The organism is Dactylosporangium sp. CS-033363, from assembly GCF_050942475.1.
In the GTDB taxonomy this organism is placed as follows: Bacteria; Actinomycetota; Actinomycetes; order Mycobacteriales; family Micromonosporaceae; genus Dactylosporangium.
Genome location: NZ_CP192032.1, coordinates 1309429 through 1325402, shown reverse-complemented (window position 1 = coordinate 1325402; position 15974 = coordinate 1309429). Strand labels below are relative to the sequence as shown.

Below are 15974 nucleotides of genomic sequence, written 5' to 3'. Positions count from 1 at the left end.
CGGACAGTTATGTCCCGATCTGACGCTCCGGTGTCGAAGAGTCGGACAACCATCGAAGTTTGTTGACTGATACGGCGACCAGGTACAGCACCACCGCGTTGAGGCAGTGCCAGGCCCAGTGCAGCCCGACGGGGATCGATCCGCACAGCGGCTCGTCGAGCGTGCGCAGGGTCAGCGACACCGCGAAGACCGCGGCGGCCAGGCCGAGCGTGGGCGAGCGCAGCGCGACGGCGAAACCGGCCAGGCCCAGCAGAGCAGGAAGATACCCGCCCAGGGTGTACTGCCGGCCGGCCAGCCCGAGCAGCACGTCCACGAACGCGGCGAACACCACGAACGCGGGCGCCGCCAGCCACGCCCGGTTCGCCGGGACCTTCAGCCCGTAGCGGGCCAGCAGCACCACGCCGACCAGCACGAACACCAGGATGGACAGGGTGTCCAGGGCCGCCGTGAAGCCGTTGGCGAAGGTGTGGAAGGACAGGCTGCACAGGCCGACGACGCCGAGGATGACCGGCAGGGTCCAGTGCCGGTTGCCCGGCCGGGTCCGCACCAGCAGCACGGCGCACGCGACGAGGAAGGCGGCGTTGGAGACCGCGTTGAGGGGCTCGGCCCACAGGCCGGGGCCGAGGCGCTCGCAGTACCCGTCCATCCCGCGAAAGCTAGCCGCCCGAGTTGACATCCGGGCGAAAGGGTAGCGTCTGGATCATGTCGAGCCTGACCCGCAGCGAGGCGATCGAGCGCGCGCGGCTCATCGCGGTTGACTCCTACGCCATCTCCCTCGACCTGCGCGACGACGCGTTCACGTCGCGCACGGTGGTCGAGTTCCGCGGCCTCGCCCCGGGCGCGTCGACGTTCGCGGAAGTGAAGGGGGCACCGGCGGTACACGCGAAACTCAACGGCGCCGAGGTGCCGGTCGTGGACGGCCGCGTCGTGCTGGACGGCCTGGCCGCGCAGAACCGGCTCGAGGCCGAGTTCACCGCGGCCTATGCGCCCAGCGGCGAGGGCATCCTGCGCTTCGTCGACCCCGAGGACGGCGCGACGTACCTCTACGGGCAGGCGCCGCTGGACGACGCGCAGCGCATGTTCGTCTGCTTCGACCAGCCCGATCTCAAGGCGCCGATGACGCTGACGATCACGGCCCCTCCACAGTGGACGGTGCGGGGGAACGCGCCGCTGGCCGCGTCCGCGCCCGGGCGGTGGGAGTTCGCGGAGACGCCGCCGCTGTCGACGTACCTGTTCAGCTTCGTCGCCGGCCCCTGGCACCTGCTGGAGCGCGAGCACGACGGGATCCCGCTGGCGCTGCTGTGCCGGCGCAGCCTCGCCCCCGCGCTGGACGCCGACGCCGAGGAGCTGTTCGGGGCGACCGCGGCCGCGTTCGACCGCTACCACGCGCTGTTCGGGGTGCGGTACCCGTTCGCGAAGTACGACCAGGCGTTCGTCCCCGAGTTCTCCGGCGGCGCGGTGGAGAACCCGGCGCTGGTCAACTACCGCGAGGAGTTCCTGTTCCGCGCGGGCGCGACCGACAGCGACCGGCACCGCCGCGCCGTGGTGATGGCCCACGAGATGGCCCACATGTGGTTCGGCAACCTCGTCACGCTGCGCTGGTGGGACGACGTGTGGCTGAACGAGTCGTTCGCCGAGCTGATGGGCTGGCGGGTCGCGGCCGAGACCGGGCGGCACCCGACGGCCCTCGCGGACTTCGCGATCTGGCGGGAGCGGTGGGGGTACCTCGCCGACGAGCGGCCGTCCACGCACCCCGTGGCGCCCGAGGGCGTGGCGAACACCGCGGTCGCCTTCCAGAACTTCGACGGCATCTCGTACGCCAAGGGCGCCGCCGCCCTGCGCCAGCTCGCCGTGCACCTGGGCGACGACGTGTTCCTCGCCGGGCTGCGGCGGTACTTCGAGCGCTACCGCTTCGCCAACGCCTCCCTCGCCGACTTCCTCGCCGTCATCGGCGGCGCGGCCGGGCAGGACCTGACCGGCTGGGCCGAGCTGTGGCTGCGCAGCACCGGGGCCAACACGCTGCGCGCGGTCGCGTCGCGCGGGGCCGCCGGGCTGCTCGTGGAGCAGACGGGCCGGCCGCTGCGCCCGCACGCGCTGACGGTGGCGGCGTTCGCGTCCGACGGATCGGTACAGCGGACGGCCTTTGTGCTTGAAGGCTCCTCCACCGCCGTGCCCGGGGTCGCGGCGGCCCCCGCGGGCACCGTCGTGCTGCTCAACGCCGAGGACGAGACCTACGCGAAGATCCGGTTCGACCCGTTCAGCCGCGCGGCGCTGCCGGCGGTGCTGCCGGACCTCGACGACCCGGTGGCCCGCGCCGTGATCTGGACGGCCGTCATCGACGCGGTGCGCGACGGCGAGCTGGCCCCCTCGGAGTTTCAGGCCCTGCTCGTGGCGGCGCTGCCGGGCGAGCGCCAGGAGGGCGTGTTCGACGAGGTCATGGCGTTCGCCCGGGACTCGCTGGCCCGGCGCGGCCTGATCCCCTACGAGGTGCTGGCCGACGTGTGCGTCTCGGCGCTGTCCGCGGCCGCGCCCGGCACGCCGCGGCGGCTCGCGACCGAGCGGGTGCTGTCCACGGTGGCCGGCGCGCCGCGGCTGCGCGCCTGGCTCGACGGCGGCGGGGTGGACGACGCCGATCTTCGCTGGGCGCTGCTGCTGCGGCTGTCCGCGCTGGGCGCCGCGACGCCGGACGAGCTCGCCGCCGAGGAGGCCCGCGACCCGAGCGCGAAGGGCGCCGAGCGCGCGGTCGCGTGCCGGGCCGCCAGCCCCGACCCGCAGGCCAAGGCGGCGGCCTGGCACGCGCTGGTGCACGACCCGAACCCGCGGGTGGCGGTCACCAACGCCGAGGCGTTCTGGCAGCCGGGCCAGGGCGCGCTGACCGACGCCTACGCCGAGCGGTACTTCGAGGACCTGCCGGCGATGCTGTCCGGCCGGTACCTGCTGGCCGCGCTGAAGGTGGCGAAGCTCGCGTTCCCGCTGCTGTCCCCGCGCGCCCTCGCGCCGGCCGAGGCGATGCTGGCCCGCACCGACCTCGACCCGCTGGTCCGCCGCGAGATCGCCGACGGCGCGGACGAGCTGCGCCGCTGGGCCTAGAGCGCCTCTTCGCCGCTGGGTCTAGAGGGCCTCGAGTCGTGTGAGCGTCTCCTCTGGCGTGGGCATGGCCTCGACCTCCTTGCGCATGGTGGCGGCGGCCGCGGCGTACGACGGCTCGGTCAGCACGGTGCGCAGCGCCTCCGCGGCGTCGGCCGGGGTCGCGTCCACGGCGTCGAGGACCACGCCGAGGCCGAGCGCGGCCGCGCGGTCGGCGTTGTCGGGCTGGTCGGCGCCCATCGGGACGAGCACCATCGGCAGGCCGTGGGCGAGGGCGCCGATGACGGTGCCCGAGCCGGCGTGCGAGACCACGGCGGAGCAGCGGGGCAGGAGGTCGGCCTGCGGGACGTACCGCTCGACGCGCACGTTGCCCGGCTGCTCCCCCAGCTCGGCGGGGTCGATCGCGGCGCCGACGGTCACGATCAGCTGGACCGGCAGCGTGCGGAAGCCCGCGAGGAGCCGCGCGAAGAGGTCCCCGGACTCGGTGTTGAAGATCGTGCCCAGGGTGAGGTAGACCGTGGGCGGGTCGGTGGGCTTCGGCGGTACCGGCGGCATGGGCTGCATGGTGCACGCGGCGGGACGGAACGACGGCGGCACCGGGGAGATCACCAGGTGCCGGTCCAGCATGGCCAGGTCCGGGTCGGCCGCGAGCCCGTGAGCGGCCCGGTTCTCGTCCAGCCGCTCCGCGAGCCCGCCGGGCCGGCCGAACGTGCCCGCCGCGAGCACGACCACCGAGGCGTGCGGGAGGCCCAGCGACTCGGCGGCGATCATGCTGCCGAAGTCGCCCTCGTCGCACACGACGACGTCCGGGCGCCACGCCTGCGCGACCGCGCGCGTGGTGGCCGCCCGCTCCCGCGCGATCCAGCCGGCGAACCCGTCCCGGAACTCGCGCTCCTCCCGCTCGCGGTCCAGCCGCAGCAGCGGCCGGCGCTCGTTCGGCGCGTCCGCGCCCGCGGGGAAGCCCTCGAACTCCTTGGGCAGGACCCCGGGTCTCCCGGTGAACGCGACGGCGTGCCCGCGCGCGGCCGCCGCCCGAGCGAGCGGGAGCAGGGGCTGGAGGTGGCCGTTGCCGCCCGCGAAGGCGAACAGAAATCTCATCGGAAAATCTCCCCGGGTTCTGTCGAAGACGGCGTGCGCTCTTCGACGCGCTGGTGAAAGGGTGAGCAACACTACCGAGGAGGAACCCGAAATGCGCTACATGATGATGCACAAGCTGGACGACTCGAACCCCGCGCTCTGGCAGCCCACTCCCGGGTTCATCGAGCGGTTCGGCGCCTACATGGAGGAGGTCTCCAAGGCGGGCGTCCTGCTCGCCGCCGAGGGCCTGCTGCCCAGCTCGGCCGGGGCCGCCACGATCACCAAGAAGAGCGGCGAGACCACGGTCGTCGACGGCCCGTTCGCCGAGGCCAAGGAGGTCATCGGCGGCTTCGGCATCGTCCAGGTCCGCGACCAGGCCGAGGCCGTCGAGTGGGCGCGCCGCTTCGCCGAGCTCTTCGACCACGACATCGAGATCGAGGTCCGCCGGGTGTCCGAGTACGAGGGGTAGTTATGTTGGCCGGGTGAGCTCTGGGGGTACCGAGGCGAAATCCGCGGTCGAAGCGGTCTGGCGGATCGAGGCGGCGCGCGTCATCGCGGGCGTCGCCCGGCTCGTCGGCGACGTCGGGCTCGCCGAGGAGCTTGCGCAGGACGCCCTGGTCGCGGCCCTGGAACAGTGGCCGTCCGAGGGCGTCCCGCGCAACCCCGGCGCCTGGCTGATGACCACGGCCAAGCGCCGCGCCATCGACACCATCCGGCGGCAGCAGGTGCTGCAGAAGCACCTGCCCGCCCTGGCCCTGGACGAGCGCCCGGACGACCCGGCCCTGGCCGCCGTCCTGGAGCAGGAACCGATCGAGGACGACCTGCTCCGGCTCATCTTCACCGCCTGCCACCCGGTCCTGAAGCCCGAGGCCCGCGTGGCCCTGACCCTGCGCATGCTGGGCGGCCTGTCCACGGACGAGATCGCCCGCGCCTTCCTGGTCCCCGACCCGACCGTCGGCCAGCGCATCAGCCGCGCCAAGAAGGCCCTGGCGGACGCCAAGGTGCCATTCGAGCTGCCGACCGGCGAGGCCCGCACCGAGCGCCTGACCTCCGTCCTGGAGGTCATCTACCTGATCTTCAACGAGGGCTACTCGGCCACGGCCGGCGACGACTGGATGCGCCCGGCCCTGTGCGAGGAGGCCATGCGCCTGGGCCGCGTCCTGGCCGGCCTGATGCCGGCCGAGCCCGAGGTCCACGGCCTGGTCGCCCTGCTGGAGATCCAGGCCTCCCGCGCGGCCGCGCGCACCGCCCCGGACGGCTCGCCGATCACCCTGCTGGACCAGGACCGCCGCCGCTGGGACCGCCTGCTCATCACCCGCGGCCTGGCCTCCCTGGCCCGCGCCGAGTCCCTGGGCGGCGGCGTCTACACCCTCCAGGCCGCGATCGCCGCCGGCCACGCCCGCGCCCGCACGGCCGCGGACACGGACTGGTCGCAGATCGCCGCCCGCTACGCGGACCTGGCCGCCCTGGCCCCGTCGCCCATCGTCGAACTGAACCGCGCGGTCGCCGTCTCGATGGCCGACGGCCCTTCGGCCGGGCTGGCGGTGCTGGAGCCGCTGCTGGAGGACCCGGCCCTGCGCGGGTACCACCTGCTGCCCTCGGTCCGCGCCGACTTCCTGTTCCGCCTGGACCGCCTGCCCGAGGCCAAGGCGGAGTTCGAGCGCGCCGCCGCCATGACCCGCAACGAGCGCGAGCGCACCATGCTGCTGACCCGCGCCGAGGCCTGCGGCTGATGTACTGGTTCGACCTCGAGCCGGCCGAGGGCCTCGCCGACCGCTGGGCGGCCGACGCCGTGGACCGCGCCTTCGACGGCCCGTCCTGGTTGCGCCCCCGCTTCCCGGCCGGGCGGGAGGTGATCCTGCGCCTGCGCCCCACGCTCGCCGCCGACGTGACGGTCACGGCCGTCGCGAGCATCGGCGGCTCCCGCAAGCGCCTGACCGCCGACGTCCACCTCCCGGCCCACCGCCGCCGGTCCCGCTTCGGCCTGCTGCACGCCGCCGTGGTGGGCCTGACCGCCATCGGCACCGAGTTCGCCCTCGGCCCCTGTCCCCTGCGCCGCCCGGACCGCCCGGTGCGGGCCCCGCTGATCCCGCTGCCGACCCGGCCGCCCGTGACCGTGCCGCCCGGCCGCCTCGTGCTCGTGGCCGGCGACCCGGTGGACGCCGCCTGGCACGACGAGGTGGCCACCCGCCTGTCCGCGACCCGCACGAGCGCGACGACGTGGATCCGGTAACCGGGCACTGGCTGCGCGAGTGGGGCGTGCCGCCGGCTCCCGGAGGCGAGGACCTGTTGTCCGCCCTGGCCGCCGCGGCCGGCACCCCGGCGCCGGAGCCGGACGCCACCCCGGCGCCGGAGCCGGACGCCACCGCGGCGGCCGACGCCTTCGAACCCTTCGGCGCGGGCGAGATGGCGCTCTTCGCGCGCCTCCCGGACGACCGGGCGAGCGCCGACCTGGAAGCGGAGCTGGCCGCCACCTTGACCGGCGTGGCACTGCTGCAGGACCAGACCCACGCGGACGGCCTCACCCAGTGGATCCTCGGCCGTGCCACCGCCTGACTGGGCGGGACAACGTTCCCGGGCGGCCGGGACCTGACGGAGGTCCGGGGCGGGTCGCGGCGGCGGCAACATCGCCGGCATGAAGAACAATCGTTTGTGGGCGCTCGCCGGGCTGCTCGGGGGCCTGGTCGGGCTCGTCGGGCTCTTCGTCGGCAGCGGCTTCTCCGGCGACGTCGGGGACGGCATCAAGGACAGCGCGCTCGTGGTCGACGCGGTGGCCGAGCAGCGCTGGTACGTCTGGCTCACGCAGGTCGTCTGCTTCGTCGCCGCGGCGCTGCTGGTGGTGTTCGGGGCCGGGCTCAAGCGGCATCTCGCGCGGCAGGAGCCGGCCGGGAGTCTCGTGCCGCAGGTGGCCGCCGGCGGGGTGGGGCTCGTCGCCGTGCTGCTGCTCGTCGGCGGTGGCATGTGTACCGAGCTCTACTGGGCCCTCGGCGAGCCCGCGAAATGGGATCCGGACACCATTGCCGGGCTGGTCGAGGTCTACAACACGCTGCCCTGGCTCTGGGGCGGGGCCGGGATCGCGGCCGCGGCCGTCGCCGTCGGCGGGTTCCGGAACGGGTCGGCCAGCACGTGGCTCGCCGTTGTCAGTGCGCTCGCCGCGCTGCTCGTCGTGGCCACGCAGGTGTTCCCGGCGCAGTACGGGGCGTTGTTTCCCGGAGCGGTCTGGGTGGTCGTGGCCGGGATCGGGTTCCTGACATCGGGGCGTGCGAACGCGCCGGTCAACTAAGGTTCGGGCGATGACTGTCGGCGTCGTGCTGGTCCTGGTGGCCGGGGTGCTCGCCGTGCGCAACGGGGCGCCCGCCGGGGAGGTCGCCTACCTGCCCGCCGTGGCCGCCTGCATCGTGGTCGGCGGGATCGTCATCCGCGGCCGCAAGGGGAACGCGGTCGGGCCGCTGCTGCTCGGCGGGGGGCTTTCGTTCGCGTTGCTCGAATCCTTCGGGCAGGCGGCCGTCGCCACCGGGAGCGCGGCGCTGGCCTGGCCGCAGACCTGGCTGTGGGTGCCGGCGAACCTGGGGATCGCGCTCGTGCCCGCGTACTTTCCCGATCAGCGGCCGCCGCGCTGGGCCGTCGGCGTCCTGTGCGGGCTGGCCGGGATCGCGGCGGTCACCAGTGCGCTGCGGCCGGGGGTCAACGATCAGGTGCGGCCGCAGGCGCCCGCCAATCCGCTCGGTGTCGAAGCCATGAGCGGCGTCGCGCCCGTGGCCGCGGTGGCGTTCACGGTCGCGGCCGCGCTGGTGTTCGTGGCCGGGGCGGCGGTCGTCGCCGGCAAGACGCGGGCGGAGTCCAGCACCGTGCGGGCGCAGGCGCGGTGGCTCGGGTACAGCTGCGGGATCGTGGCGCTCGTGATCCTGGCGCGGCTCGCCGTCGGGCTCGCGGACGCGCGACCCGACGACGTCTGGCCCGATGCCGACGCGCCGTGGGACGTGGCGGGCGGGCTCGCCATCGCGCTCGTGCCCGCCGGGATCGGGGTCGCGGTGCTGCGGCACCGGCTGTTCGACATCGATGTGCTCATCAGCCGGACGGCCGCCTTCGCGGTGCTGTCCGGGCTCGTGGCACTCGCCTACCTCCTCGTGGTCGGGGTGCTCGGGGCCTCCTCCGTGCTCGCGGCCGTGGCGGGGGCGATCGTCTTCGGGGGGCTTCGGCAGGTCGTGCAGCGCCGGGTCAACCTTCTCGTGTACGGCGAACGCGACGACCCGTACACCGTGCTCGCGCGCCTCGGGGAGCGGCTGGCGGCGGTGCCGGACCCCGGCGCGATCCTGGCCACGAGCACGGCGACGGTGCGCGAGGCGCTGCGGCTCACGTACGTCGGGATCGAGGTGGCGGGCGGGCCCCTGTACGAGCTCGGGACGCGACCCGCCGAAGCAGGCCACAACCAGAGCAGCGAGAGCGGCCAGAGCGGCCTGGTCGTGCTGCCGCTCGTCGCGGGCGGGGAGCCCGTCGGGGCGCTGCGGCTCGGGGCCCGGGCGGGCGAGGCGGCGCTCGGGGCGCGGGACCTGCGGCTGCTGGGCGACCTGGCGCGGCACATCGGGGTGGCGGTGCAGGCCGTGCGCTTCTCCGCGGCCCTGCAGCGCTCCCGCGAGCAGCTCGTCATCGCGCGGGAGGAGGAGCGCCGGCGGCTGCGGCGGGACCTGCACGACGGGCTCGGGCCGACGCTGGCCGGGCTCACCATGCGCGCGGAGGCGGCGCAGGAGGTCGGGCCGGGCGAGTCGCGGCAGCTGCTGGAGGAGATCGTGCGCGACGCGCAGACCGCGGTCGCCGATGTGCGGCGGCTCGTGGACGGGCTGCGGCCGCCCGCGCTCGACACGCTCGGGCTGGTCGGGGCGCTGCGGGCGCACCTGGCCACGCAGCCGGCCGGCGGGTCGCGGGTCAGCCTCGACGCGCCCGCGGCCATCGACGGGCTGCCGGCGGCGACCGAGGTGGCGGCGTACCGGATCGCGATCGAGGCCCTCGCGAACGCGCGGCGGCACGCCGGGGCACGGACGGTACACCTGGGGCTGGTTCTGGAGGACGAACGGCTCCGGGTGCTGGTGGCCGACGACGGGCGCGGGACGGCGACGGCGCGGGAGGGCGGGGTCGGGATGGACTCGATGCGGGAGCGGGCGGCGGAGCTCGGCGGCGAACTGGTCGTCGAGTCCACGGACGAGGGAACGCGGGTGCGGGCATGGCTGCCGCGGTGAGGGTCCTGGTCGTCGACGACCACGAGCATTTCCGGGCCGGGCTGAAGGCGCTGCTGGCCACCAGCGACGAGGTCGAGGTGTGCGGGGAGGCGGCCAGCGGCGAGGAGGCCCTCGCGGCGCTGCCCCGGCTCCAGCCCGATGTGGTGCTGCTCGACCTGGTGATGCCGGGGATGGGCGGGATCGCCGCGACCGAGCGGATCGCCGCGGCCATGCCGCACGTGCGGGTCCTGGTGCTGAGCATGGCCGACGACGACGATTCCGTGTTCGCGGCGGTACGGGCGGGCGCGCGCGGCTACGTCCTCAAGGGCGCCCGCCGCGTGGAGATCATCCGCTCGATCCGGGTCGTCGCGGACGGCGAGGCGATCTTCGGGCCGGCGATCGCGACCCGGCTGATGGGGTTCTTCGCGGGCCTGGACCGCACCGCGCCGGACCCGTTCCCGGAGCTGACCCAGCGCGAGCGGCAGATCCTCGGGCACATCGCGCGTCATCTGACCAACCCGCAGATCGCCGAGCGGCTCGGGGTGAGCCAGAAGACCGTGCGCAACCATGTCTCGAACATCTTCACGAAACTGCAGGTCGCGGATCGGGCTCAGGCGATCGTGCTCGCCCGCGACGCGGGGCTGACCGGCGAATGACCGCCTCGGCCACGGCCAGGTTGAGCACCCAGGCGCCGATCAGCGCGACGCTGCGCCAGGCCGCGTAGTCCGGGCCGTGCACGTCCAGCGGGATCAGCGGCAGGCTGGTGAAGACCTGGGTGCCGGCGGCCATGGCGACCGCGTACGCCCGCGTCATCCACGCCCGGTGCGCGGGGAAGTCGCGGCGCCGGACGGCCCGGAAGCCCAGCGCGATCGCGACGAGCATGAACGTGCCGACGACGTAGCGGGCCGCGTTGGTCGCCGCGTTGTCCGTGCCCGGCAGGTCGTAGAAGGTGGTCATCCACAGGCCGGAGAGGGCCACGGCGAGGCCGCAGACGACGAGCACGCGGCCCGTGACGCGGTGCCAGCGGCGGTGGGTGCGGCGGAAGTTCGGGGCGAACTGCAGGGCGCCGAGGAACGCGTAGAGGACGGCGCCGACGATGTGCACGAGGACCGGGGCCGGCATGTCGACGAAGCGGGCGTTGGCCGCGGTGCGCTCCACGCCGCCGGTGAGCTGGGCGACGCGGAGGCCGCCCGCGATCGAGGGGACGAGGGCGAGCAACCACAGTCCGGAGATGACGGTCCAGTCGCGGGTCTTCATGGCTGTAGATGGTGGGCCGCCGCGCGCGCCGATTCATCGGTCCGTGGACCGACCGGGAAACCGGCCGAAAGTTCAGGATCCGGGTCGTACCCGGTTCGTCTCGTACGCCCACATCGCGATCTCCACCCGGTTGCGCACGCCGAGCTTGAGCATGAGCGCGGTGACGTGCGACTTGACGGTGCTCAGCGTGATGAACAGCTCGTCGGCGATCTCGTTGTTGGTGCGCCCCCGCGCCACTCGGGCCAGCACCTGCTCCTCCCGCTCGGTCAGCGGCTCGATCGGCTGCCGGGGCGGGGCGGACGGCCCGGTGTCGGCGAAGGCCCGCAGCAGCCGGGTGGTGACGCTGGGCGCGATCAGGGCGTCGCCGTTCGCGGCCGCGTGCACGGCCTGGGCCAGCAGCGCCGGGCCCGCGTCCTTGAGCAGGAAGCCGCGGGCGCCGGCGCGCAGGGCCGCGTAGACGTACTCGTCCAGGTCGAACGTGGTGATGACGACGACGGCGATCGGGTCGGCGACGGCCGGACCGGCCAGCTGCCGGGTCGCCTCGAGGCCGTCCATGTTCGGCATCCGCACGTCGAGGAGGCAGACGTCGGGCCGCAGCTGCCGGGCCAGCTCGACGGCGCGGCGGCCGTCGGCGGCCTCGGCCACCACCTCGATGTCCGGCTGGGCGTTGAGGATCATCGTCAGCCCGGTCCGGACGATCTCCTGATCATCCGCGACCAGCACCCGCACGCTCACCGGCCAATGCTACGGGCGCGCTCGTACCGTCAGATCGGCCAAAAGTACGACCGGCCACGAGGATCCCGAGCGCGGCCGGGAGCAGCGCCACCCCGAACGCGGCCAGGTAGGCGGCCGGGCCGGTGCCGATCAGCGCCGCGAACAGCGAGCCGCCCGCGGCCAGCGCGGTGGTGGTCAGCAGCGCGTCGGCGACGGACAGGGCGGAGCTGTTCGCGCCCTGCTCGCCCGGGCGGGACAGGCGCAGCACGAGCGCGGCCGAGCCCGGGGACACCAGCCCCATGCCGAAGCCGGCGAGGCACCAGCCGGCCACGGCGAGCACGACCGGTACCGACGAAATGGCGAGCGTCATCACGGACGCGACGCCGGCCGCGATCCCGGCCGCACCCAGCCGCAGCCGCGCCGTCTCCGACAGCCGCAGCCCCGGCCGGGCCTGCAGCCACGAGCCGCCGGACCAGAACAGCGCGCCGACGGTGAGGCTGAGCCCGGCCAGGGTGGGGCTGAGGCCACGCTCGCGGGTAAGCATGAGCGGGATGAACACGTCGGCCTGCATGAACGCGGCCCCGGCGAGCCCGCGCAGGAGCACGACGCTGGGCAGGCCGCGGGCGACGGTGAGGGTCCCGGGCGGCAGCAGCCTGATCCCGCACACGGCGACGATCACGACGCCCGCGCCGAGCAGGATCAGGCTCTTCTGGCCGCCGACGTAGAGCACGAGGGCGCCGGCGGCGGCACCGAGCGACCACGAGAACCGCGACTTGGACGAAATGTCCGAATCGTCCGGGCGGACGCGGCTGATCCGCGGCCAGATCAACGCCAGCACCGGCACGGCGGCAACAGCCACGAGCAGAAAGACCCACCGCCATCCCGCGTACGACACGATCAGCCCCGCCACCGCCGGCCCCACGATCGCCGGCAGCACCCACGCGGCCGAGATGTACGAGAACACGCGTGGATGCTCCGCCGTGGGGTAGGCGCGCCCCACGACGACGAACAGCGCGACGTTCACGATCCCGCCGCCGAAGCCCTGCACCAGCCGCCCGAGCACCAGCACCCACATCTGCGGCGCCAGCCCGGCCACGAGCAGCCCGGCGCAGAACAGCGCGACGCCCACCGCCGCCGGCCGGGCCGGGCCCGCGCGGTCGCACCACGCGCCGGCCAGGACCATCCCGACCACGCTGGTGGCCAGCGCGCCGCCGAAGGCGAAGCCGTACAGCGACAGGCCGTCGAGGGCCTTGGCGACCGAGGGCATCGCGGCGGTGACCGCGACGGCCTCGAAGGCGACCAGCGTGACCAGCGTCACGAGGCCGGCGGTGAGCGTGCGTCTGTTCTCCACGGCGCACAACCTCGCACCTCAACCCCTGTTCAGGTCAAGCCGATCATGATTTCACCACGCGTTGACATCGGCTCGGCCGTATGCCAACAATTGTTTGCCAACACTTGTTGGCAATCGCGTGACACGAGGAGGAGCCATGAAGACCGTCATCGCCGGGGCCGGCCCCACCGGCCTGCTGCTCGCCGGGGACCTGGCCGCCGCCGGCGCGGACGTCACCGTCCTGGAGCGCCGCGGCGGGGAGTCGAACCTGACCCGCGCGTTCGCCGTGCACGCGCGGACGCTGGAGCAGTTCGACGCCCGGGGCATCGCCGAGGACGTGATCGCCACCGGCACCAAGGTGGCCCGGCTGCGGCTGTTCGGCGACGTCGCGGTCAACCTGGGCGCGCTGCGCTCGCGGTTCAACTACGTGCTGATCACCCCGCAGTACAACGTCGAGCGCATCCTGGAGGAGCGCGCGCTGAAGGCCGGGGCGCGGATCGTGCGCGGCACCACCGTCACCGGGCTCACCCAGGACGCGCAGGGCGTCGCGGTGCAGACCGACGGGGACGCGTACGAGGCGGACTACCTCGTCGGGGCCGACGGCGCCCGCAGCGGCGTGCGCCAGGCGCTCGGGCTCGACTTCCCGGGCCGAGCTGTGGTCCGCTCGCTGATGCTGGCCGACGTGCGGCTGGCCGAGCCGCCCGCCGACGCCATCTCGGTCAGCGCGGTCGGCTCGGCGTTCGCGTTCGTGGCGCCGTTCGGCGACGGGTGGTACCGGATCTTCGCCTGGAACCGCGACCACCAGGTGGCCGACGGCGCCCCGCTCGACGTGGAGGAGGTCCGCGGCACGGTCGAGGCGGCCTTCGGCACCGACTTCGGGCTGGGCGAGTGCCGCTGGCTGTCGCGCTTCCACAGCGACGAGCGGCAGGTGGAGCGGTACCGCACCGGCCGCGTCTTCCTCGCCGGCGACGCCGCCCACGTGCACTCGCCGGCGGGCGGGCAGGGCATGAACACCGGCTTGCAGGACGCGGCCAACCTGGGCTGGAAGCTCGCCGCGGCCGGGGCCGGCTGGGCGCCGGACGGGCTGCTCGACTCCTACCACGCCGAGCGGCACGCGGTCGGCAAGCTCGTGCTGCGCACCAGCGGCGGGCTCATCCGGCTGGCGCTGCTGCAGTCCCGGGCCGCCCGGACCGGCCGCGACGCGCTGGCGGGGCTGGCGCTGCACGTGCCGGCGGTACAGCGCAAGCTCACCGGCACCGTGTCCGGCCTGGGCATCGACTACGAGCACGCGGCCCGCCAGGAGGACGTGGGGCTCGGCGGCGTGCGGCTCTACGAGCTGCTGCGGGCCGGGAGGCACGTGCTGCTCGCGCCGCAGGCCCCCGCGGGGTACGACGACCGCCTCGTGCACGCCGCGCACGAGCGCTGCGTGCTCGTGCGGCCGGACGGGTACACGGCGTGGACGGGCACCCAGGGAGATCTTCCGGTCGCGCTCCGCGCAAGCCTCGGCGCGCCCCGGTGATCCCCGACACCCCCGCGTGACGATCTCTTGACACGGGGGCGTTGATCGATGTGTCATGCCGGTCACAAGCGGTTCTCGTTGGGGTGTTGGCGCCACATCGACGACACATACGGGGACGACGGAACGCGCGCGAGACGTGCCGGGCCCCGCGCCGCCACGGGGGGCCCGGCACCCTCTCAATGCCGCAGCTGCGGCTGCTGTCCCCGCTCCACGACCACGAACTGGCCCATCATCCCCTCGTCCTCGTGCCTGAGGACGTGGCAGTGGAACATGTACGCCGTGGTCGGGTCCGCATAGTCGGCGAACCGCGCGATGACCGAGTACTCCCGGTGCGGCTCCAGGAACAGCGTGTCCTTCCAGCCCGACAGCTCCGGCGGGGGCGCCGCGCCGCCCGCCGTCAGCACCTGGAACTGCACGTCGTGGATGTGGAAGCTGTGCGGGGTGCCGTGCCCGTTGGACACGTTCCACACCTCGGTCGTGTCCTTGACGACGACCGCGTCCGGGCGGGTCATGTCCATCTTCCGGCCGTTGATCTCGCGGCCGGAGAACTGGAAGTTTCGCGTCTGCGCGGCCTGGGCCGGATCGAGGCGCGGCGTCGCGACGAGCGTCGCGGGCAGCGTGGCCGGGCGCAGCGTCGCGGCCGCGCGCAGCTGCAGGATGTCGAACGCGTCCTGGCCGCCGTTGAAGCGGCTCTCCAGGTCGCTGCCGAGCGCGCGCACGCTGCGCAGCGCCACCCGCTCCCCCGGGCTGAGCGCGACCACGATCTCGGCCCGCTCGCCGACCGAGAGCCGCACGTGATCGAGCATGGCGGGCTTGTCGAGCAGGCCGCCGTCGGTGCCGACGAGCGCGAACGGGCGGCCGTCGGCCAGCGCGAAGTTGTAGATGCGGGCCGTCGAGGCGTTGACCAGGCGGAGCCGGACGAGCTGGGAGTGCACGTCGACGTACGGGCCGGGGGTGCCGTTGACCAGGATCTCGTCGCCGAGCACGCCGATGTCGCTGCCGAAGCGGCCGCCCGTGCTCAGCTGGCCGCCGCCGTCGAACTCCTTGTCCTGCACCAGGACCGGGATGTCGTCGACGCCGTAGTCGTGCGGGAGCGCGCGCTGGGCGGGCTCGTCGTCGTCCACGATGAACAGCCCGGCCAGGCCGCGGTACACCTGGGTCGCGGTGCGCTCGCCGGGGTGCGGGTGGTACCAGAGGGTGGCCGCGGGCTGGTCGATCGTCCACGCGGCCTGGAACGAGCCGCCGGTCGGGATCGGGCGGTGCGGGCCGCCGTCCATCGCGGCCGGCAGGTGCATCCCGTGCCAGTGCACCGTGGTGGACTCGGCCAGCGCGTTGCTGACGTTGACGACGACCGGCTCGCCGCGCTTGGCGCGCAGGGTCGGCCCCAAAAAGCTGCCGTTGTACCCCCATGTGCGCGTCGTGCCGTGCCCGAAGTCGCTGTCGCCGGGCTGGGCCCGCAGGTCGAACATGCGGCGCCCCTGCGCGTCGACGGTCGAGGCGGCCAGCGGCGGCACCCGCAGCGGCCGGGTGAAGTCCGCGCGGACGTCCAGCGGCGGGCGGACGAAGAAGTAGACGAGCGCGGCGACGCCGCCCCCGCACAGGACGAGGAGCACCGCCAGGCCCGCCAGCAGCCACTTGCGCACGTCGAGTCTCCCTACATGTAGAACGGCTACAGGTAGGGTGGCCCGGGTTTCGTGGCAAAAGCCAGGCCCGGCCGCCGAACCCGGGGAAAGCTCAGGGAGAACCCGGACTGCCTCGCGGACCGGCCTTGGGCATG

General features: G+C 74.2%; 15 protein-coding genes. 9 read left to right on the top strand and 6 right to left on the bottom strand.

The annotated features are described in order from the left end of the window. Positions 1–7: 7 nt before the first annotated feature. Positions 8–646 (bottom strand): hypothetical protein, encoded by a 639-nt coding sequence (locus ACQPZ4_RS06115; protein ID WP_433057001.1) that lies wholly within the window; start codon positions 644–646, stop codon positions 8–10. Between the two features lie 56 nt (positions 647–702). Here ACQPZ4_RS06115 and pepN point away from each other — a divergent pair, with 56 nt between their 5' ends. After that, positions 703–3090, top strand: coding sequence for an aminopeptidase N (pepN, locus tag ACQPZ4_RS06110; RefSeq protein ID WP_433056999.1), 2388 nt, complete (start codon positions 703–705; stop codon positions 3088–3090). Positions 3091–3111: 21 nt separating this feature from the next. On the opposite strand, the gene ACQPZ4_RS06105 is transcribed toward pepN, so the two are convergent. After that, on the bottom strand, positions 3112–4185 hold the full coding sequence (locus ACQPZ4_RS06105) for a glycosyltransferase (RefSeq protein WP_433056997.1): 1074 nt from the start codon (positions 4183–4185) through the stop codon (positions 3112–3114). Between the two features lie 61 nt (positions 4186–4246). On the opposite strand from ACQPZ4_RS06105, the gene ACQPZ4_RS06100 reads away from it, so the two are divergent. The 7 genes from ACQPZ4_RS06100 (at position 4247) to ACQPZ4_RS06070 (ending at position 10033) form a co-directional block, all read left to right on the top strand. Then, positions 4247–4633, top strand: a complete 387-nt coding sequence (locus ACQPZ4_RS06100) for a YciI family protein (RefSeq protein WP_433056995.1) — start codon at positions 4247–4249, stop codon at positions 4631–4633. Between the two features lie 13 nt (positions 4634–4646). Beyond that, entirely contained in the window at positions 4647–5897 is a 1251-nt protein-coding gene (locus ACQPZ4_RS06095; RefSeq protein ID WP_433056993.1) for an RNA polymerase sigma factor, read from the top strand. Then, a complete protein-coding gene (locus ACQPZ4_RS06090) occupies positions 5897–6397 on the top strand; it encodes a hypothetical protein (RefSeq protein ID WP_433056991.1) in 501 nt (166 codons plus the stop codon). Before ACQPZ4_RS06095 ends, ACQPZ4_RS06090 begins: the two co-directional genes overlap by 1 nt. Further along, positions 6385–6720 (top strand): hypothetical protein, encoded by a 336-nt coding sequence (locus ACQPZ4_RS06085; RefSeq protein WP_433056989.1) that lies wholly within the window; start codon positions 6385–6387, stop codon positions 6718–6720. The genes ACQPZ4_RS06090 and ACQPZ4_RS06085 overlap by 13 nt, the downstream gene beginning before the upstream one ends. A 79-nt stretch (positions 6721–6799) precedes the next feature. Then, positions 6800–7447, top strand: coding sequence for a hypothetical protein (locus ACQPZ4_RS06080; RefSeq protein ID WP_433056987.1), 648 nt, complete (start codon positions 6800–6802; stop codon positions 7445–7447). Positions 7448–7457: 10 nt separating this feature from the next. Next, complete coding sequence (locus ACQPZ4_RS06075) at positions 7458–9398, top strand: sensor histidine kinase (RefSeq protein WP_433056985.1); 1941 nt, start codon at positions 7458–7460, stop codon at positions 9396–9398. Next, positions 9383–10033 (top strand): response regulator, encoded by a 651-nt coding sequence (locus tag ACQPZ4_RS06070; RefSeq protein WP_433056983.1) that lies wholly within the window; start codon positions 9383–9385, stop codon positions 10031–10033. Before ACQPZ4_RS06075 ends, ACQPZ4_RS06070 begins: the two co-directional genes overlap by 16 nt. Here the strand turns inward: ACQPZ4_RS06070 and ACQPZ4_RS06065 are convergent. From ACQPZ4_RS06065 to ACQPZ4_RS06055, 3 genes are all read right to left on the bottom strand, one after another. Next, positions 9960–10634 carry a DUF2306 domain-containing protein gene (locus ACQPZ4_RS06065; protein ID WP_433056981.1) on the bottom strand — a complete coding sequence of 225 codons (675 nt, stop codon included), beginning with the start codon at positions 10632–10634 and terminating at the stop codon, positions 9960–9962. The genes ACQPZ4_RS06070 and ACQPZ4_RS06065 overlap by 74 nt on opposite strands. Before the next feature lie 72 nt (positions 10635–10706). Further along, on the bottom strand, positions 10707–11369 hold the full coding sequence (locus tag ACQPZ4_RS06060) for a response regulator (RefSeq protein WP_433056979.1): 663 nt from the start codon (positions 11367–11369) through the stop codon (positions 10707–10709). After that, positions 11341–12699: an MFS transporter gene (locus tag ACQPZ4_RS06055; RefSeq protein ID WP_433056977.1), complete on the bottom strand. Its 1359-nt coding sequence runs from the start codon at positions 12697–12699 to the stop codon at positions 11341–11343. The genes ACQPZ4_RS06060 and ACQPZ4_RS06055 overlap by 29 nt, the downstream gene beginning before the upstream one ends. A 136-nt stretch (positions 12700–12835) precedes the next feature. Here ACQPZ4_RS06055 and ACQPZ4_RS06050 point away from each other — a divergent pair, with 136 nt between their 5' ends. Further along, positions 12836–14197, top strand: coding sequence for an FAD-dependent monooxygenase (locus ACQPZ4_RS06050; RefSeq protein ID WP_433056975.1), 1362 nt, complete (start codon positions 12836–12838; stop codon positions 14195–14197). 176 nt (positions 14198–14373) lie between these two features. Here the strand turns inward: ACQPZ4_RS06050 and ACQPZ4_RS06045 are convergent, their stop codons facing one another. After that, positions 14374–15840 (bottom strand): multicopper oxidase family protein, encoded by a 1467-nt coding sequence (locus tag ACQPZ4_RS06045; protein ID WP_433056973.1) that lies wholly within the window; start codon positions 15838–15840, stop codon positions 14374–14376. Positions 15841–15974 lie beyond the last annotated feature (134 nt).

Bases quoted from the DNA above. Each gene is read 5' to 3' on its own strand.
- ACQPZ4_RS06050 (WP_433056975.1), top strand. From the start codon at position 12,836: ATGAAGACCGTCATCGCCGGGGCCGGCCCCACCGGCCTGCTGCTCGCC.
- ACQPZ4_RS06070 (WP_433056983.1), top strand. From the start codon at position 9,383: ATGGCTGCCGCGGTGAGGGTCCTGGTCGTCGACGACCACGAGCATTTC.
- ACQPZ4_RS06075 (WP_433056985.1), top strand. From the start codon at position 7,458: ATGACTGTCGGCGTCGTGCTGGTCCTGGTGGCCGGGGTGCTCGCCGTG.
- ACQPZ4_RS06090 (WP_433056991.1), top strand. From the start codon at position 5,897: ATGTACTGGTTCGACCTCGAGCCGGCCGAGGGCCTCGCCGACCGCTGG.
- ACQPZ4_RS06115 (WP_433057001.1), bottom strand. From the start codon at position 646: ATGGACGGGTACTGCGAGCGCCTCGGCCCCGGCCTGTGGGCCGAGCCC.
- ACQPZ4_RS06065 (WP_433056981.1), bottom strand. From the start codon at position 10,634: ATGAAGACCCGCGACTGGACCGTCATCTCCGGACTGTGGTTGCTCGCC.
- ACQPZ4_RS06080 (WP_433056987.1), top strand. From the start codon at position 6,800: ATGAAGAACAATCGTTTGTGGGCGCTCGCCGGGCTGCTCGGGGGCCTG.
- pepN (WP_433056999.1), top strand. From the start codon at position 703: ATGTCGAGCCTGACCCGCAGCGAGGCGATCGAGCGCGCGCGGCTCATC.
- ACQPZ4_RS06105 (WP_433056997.1), bottom strand. From the start codon at position 4,185: ATGAGATTTCTGTTCGCCTTCGCGGGCGGCAACGGCCACCTCCAGCCC.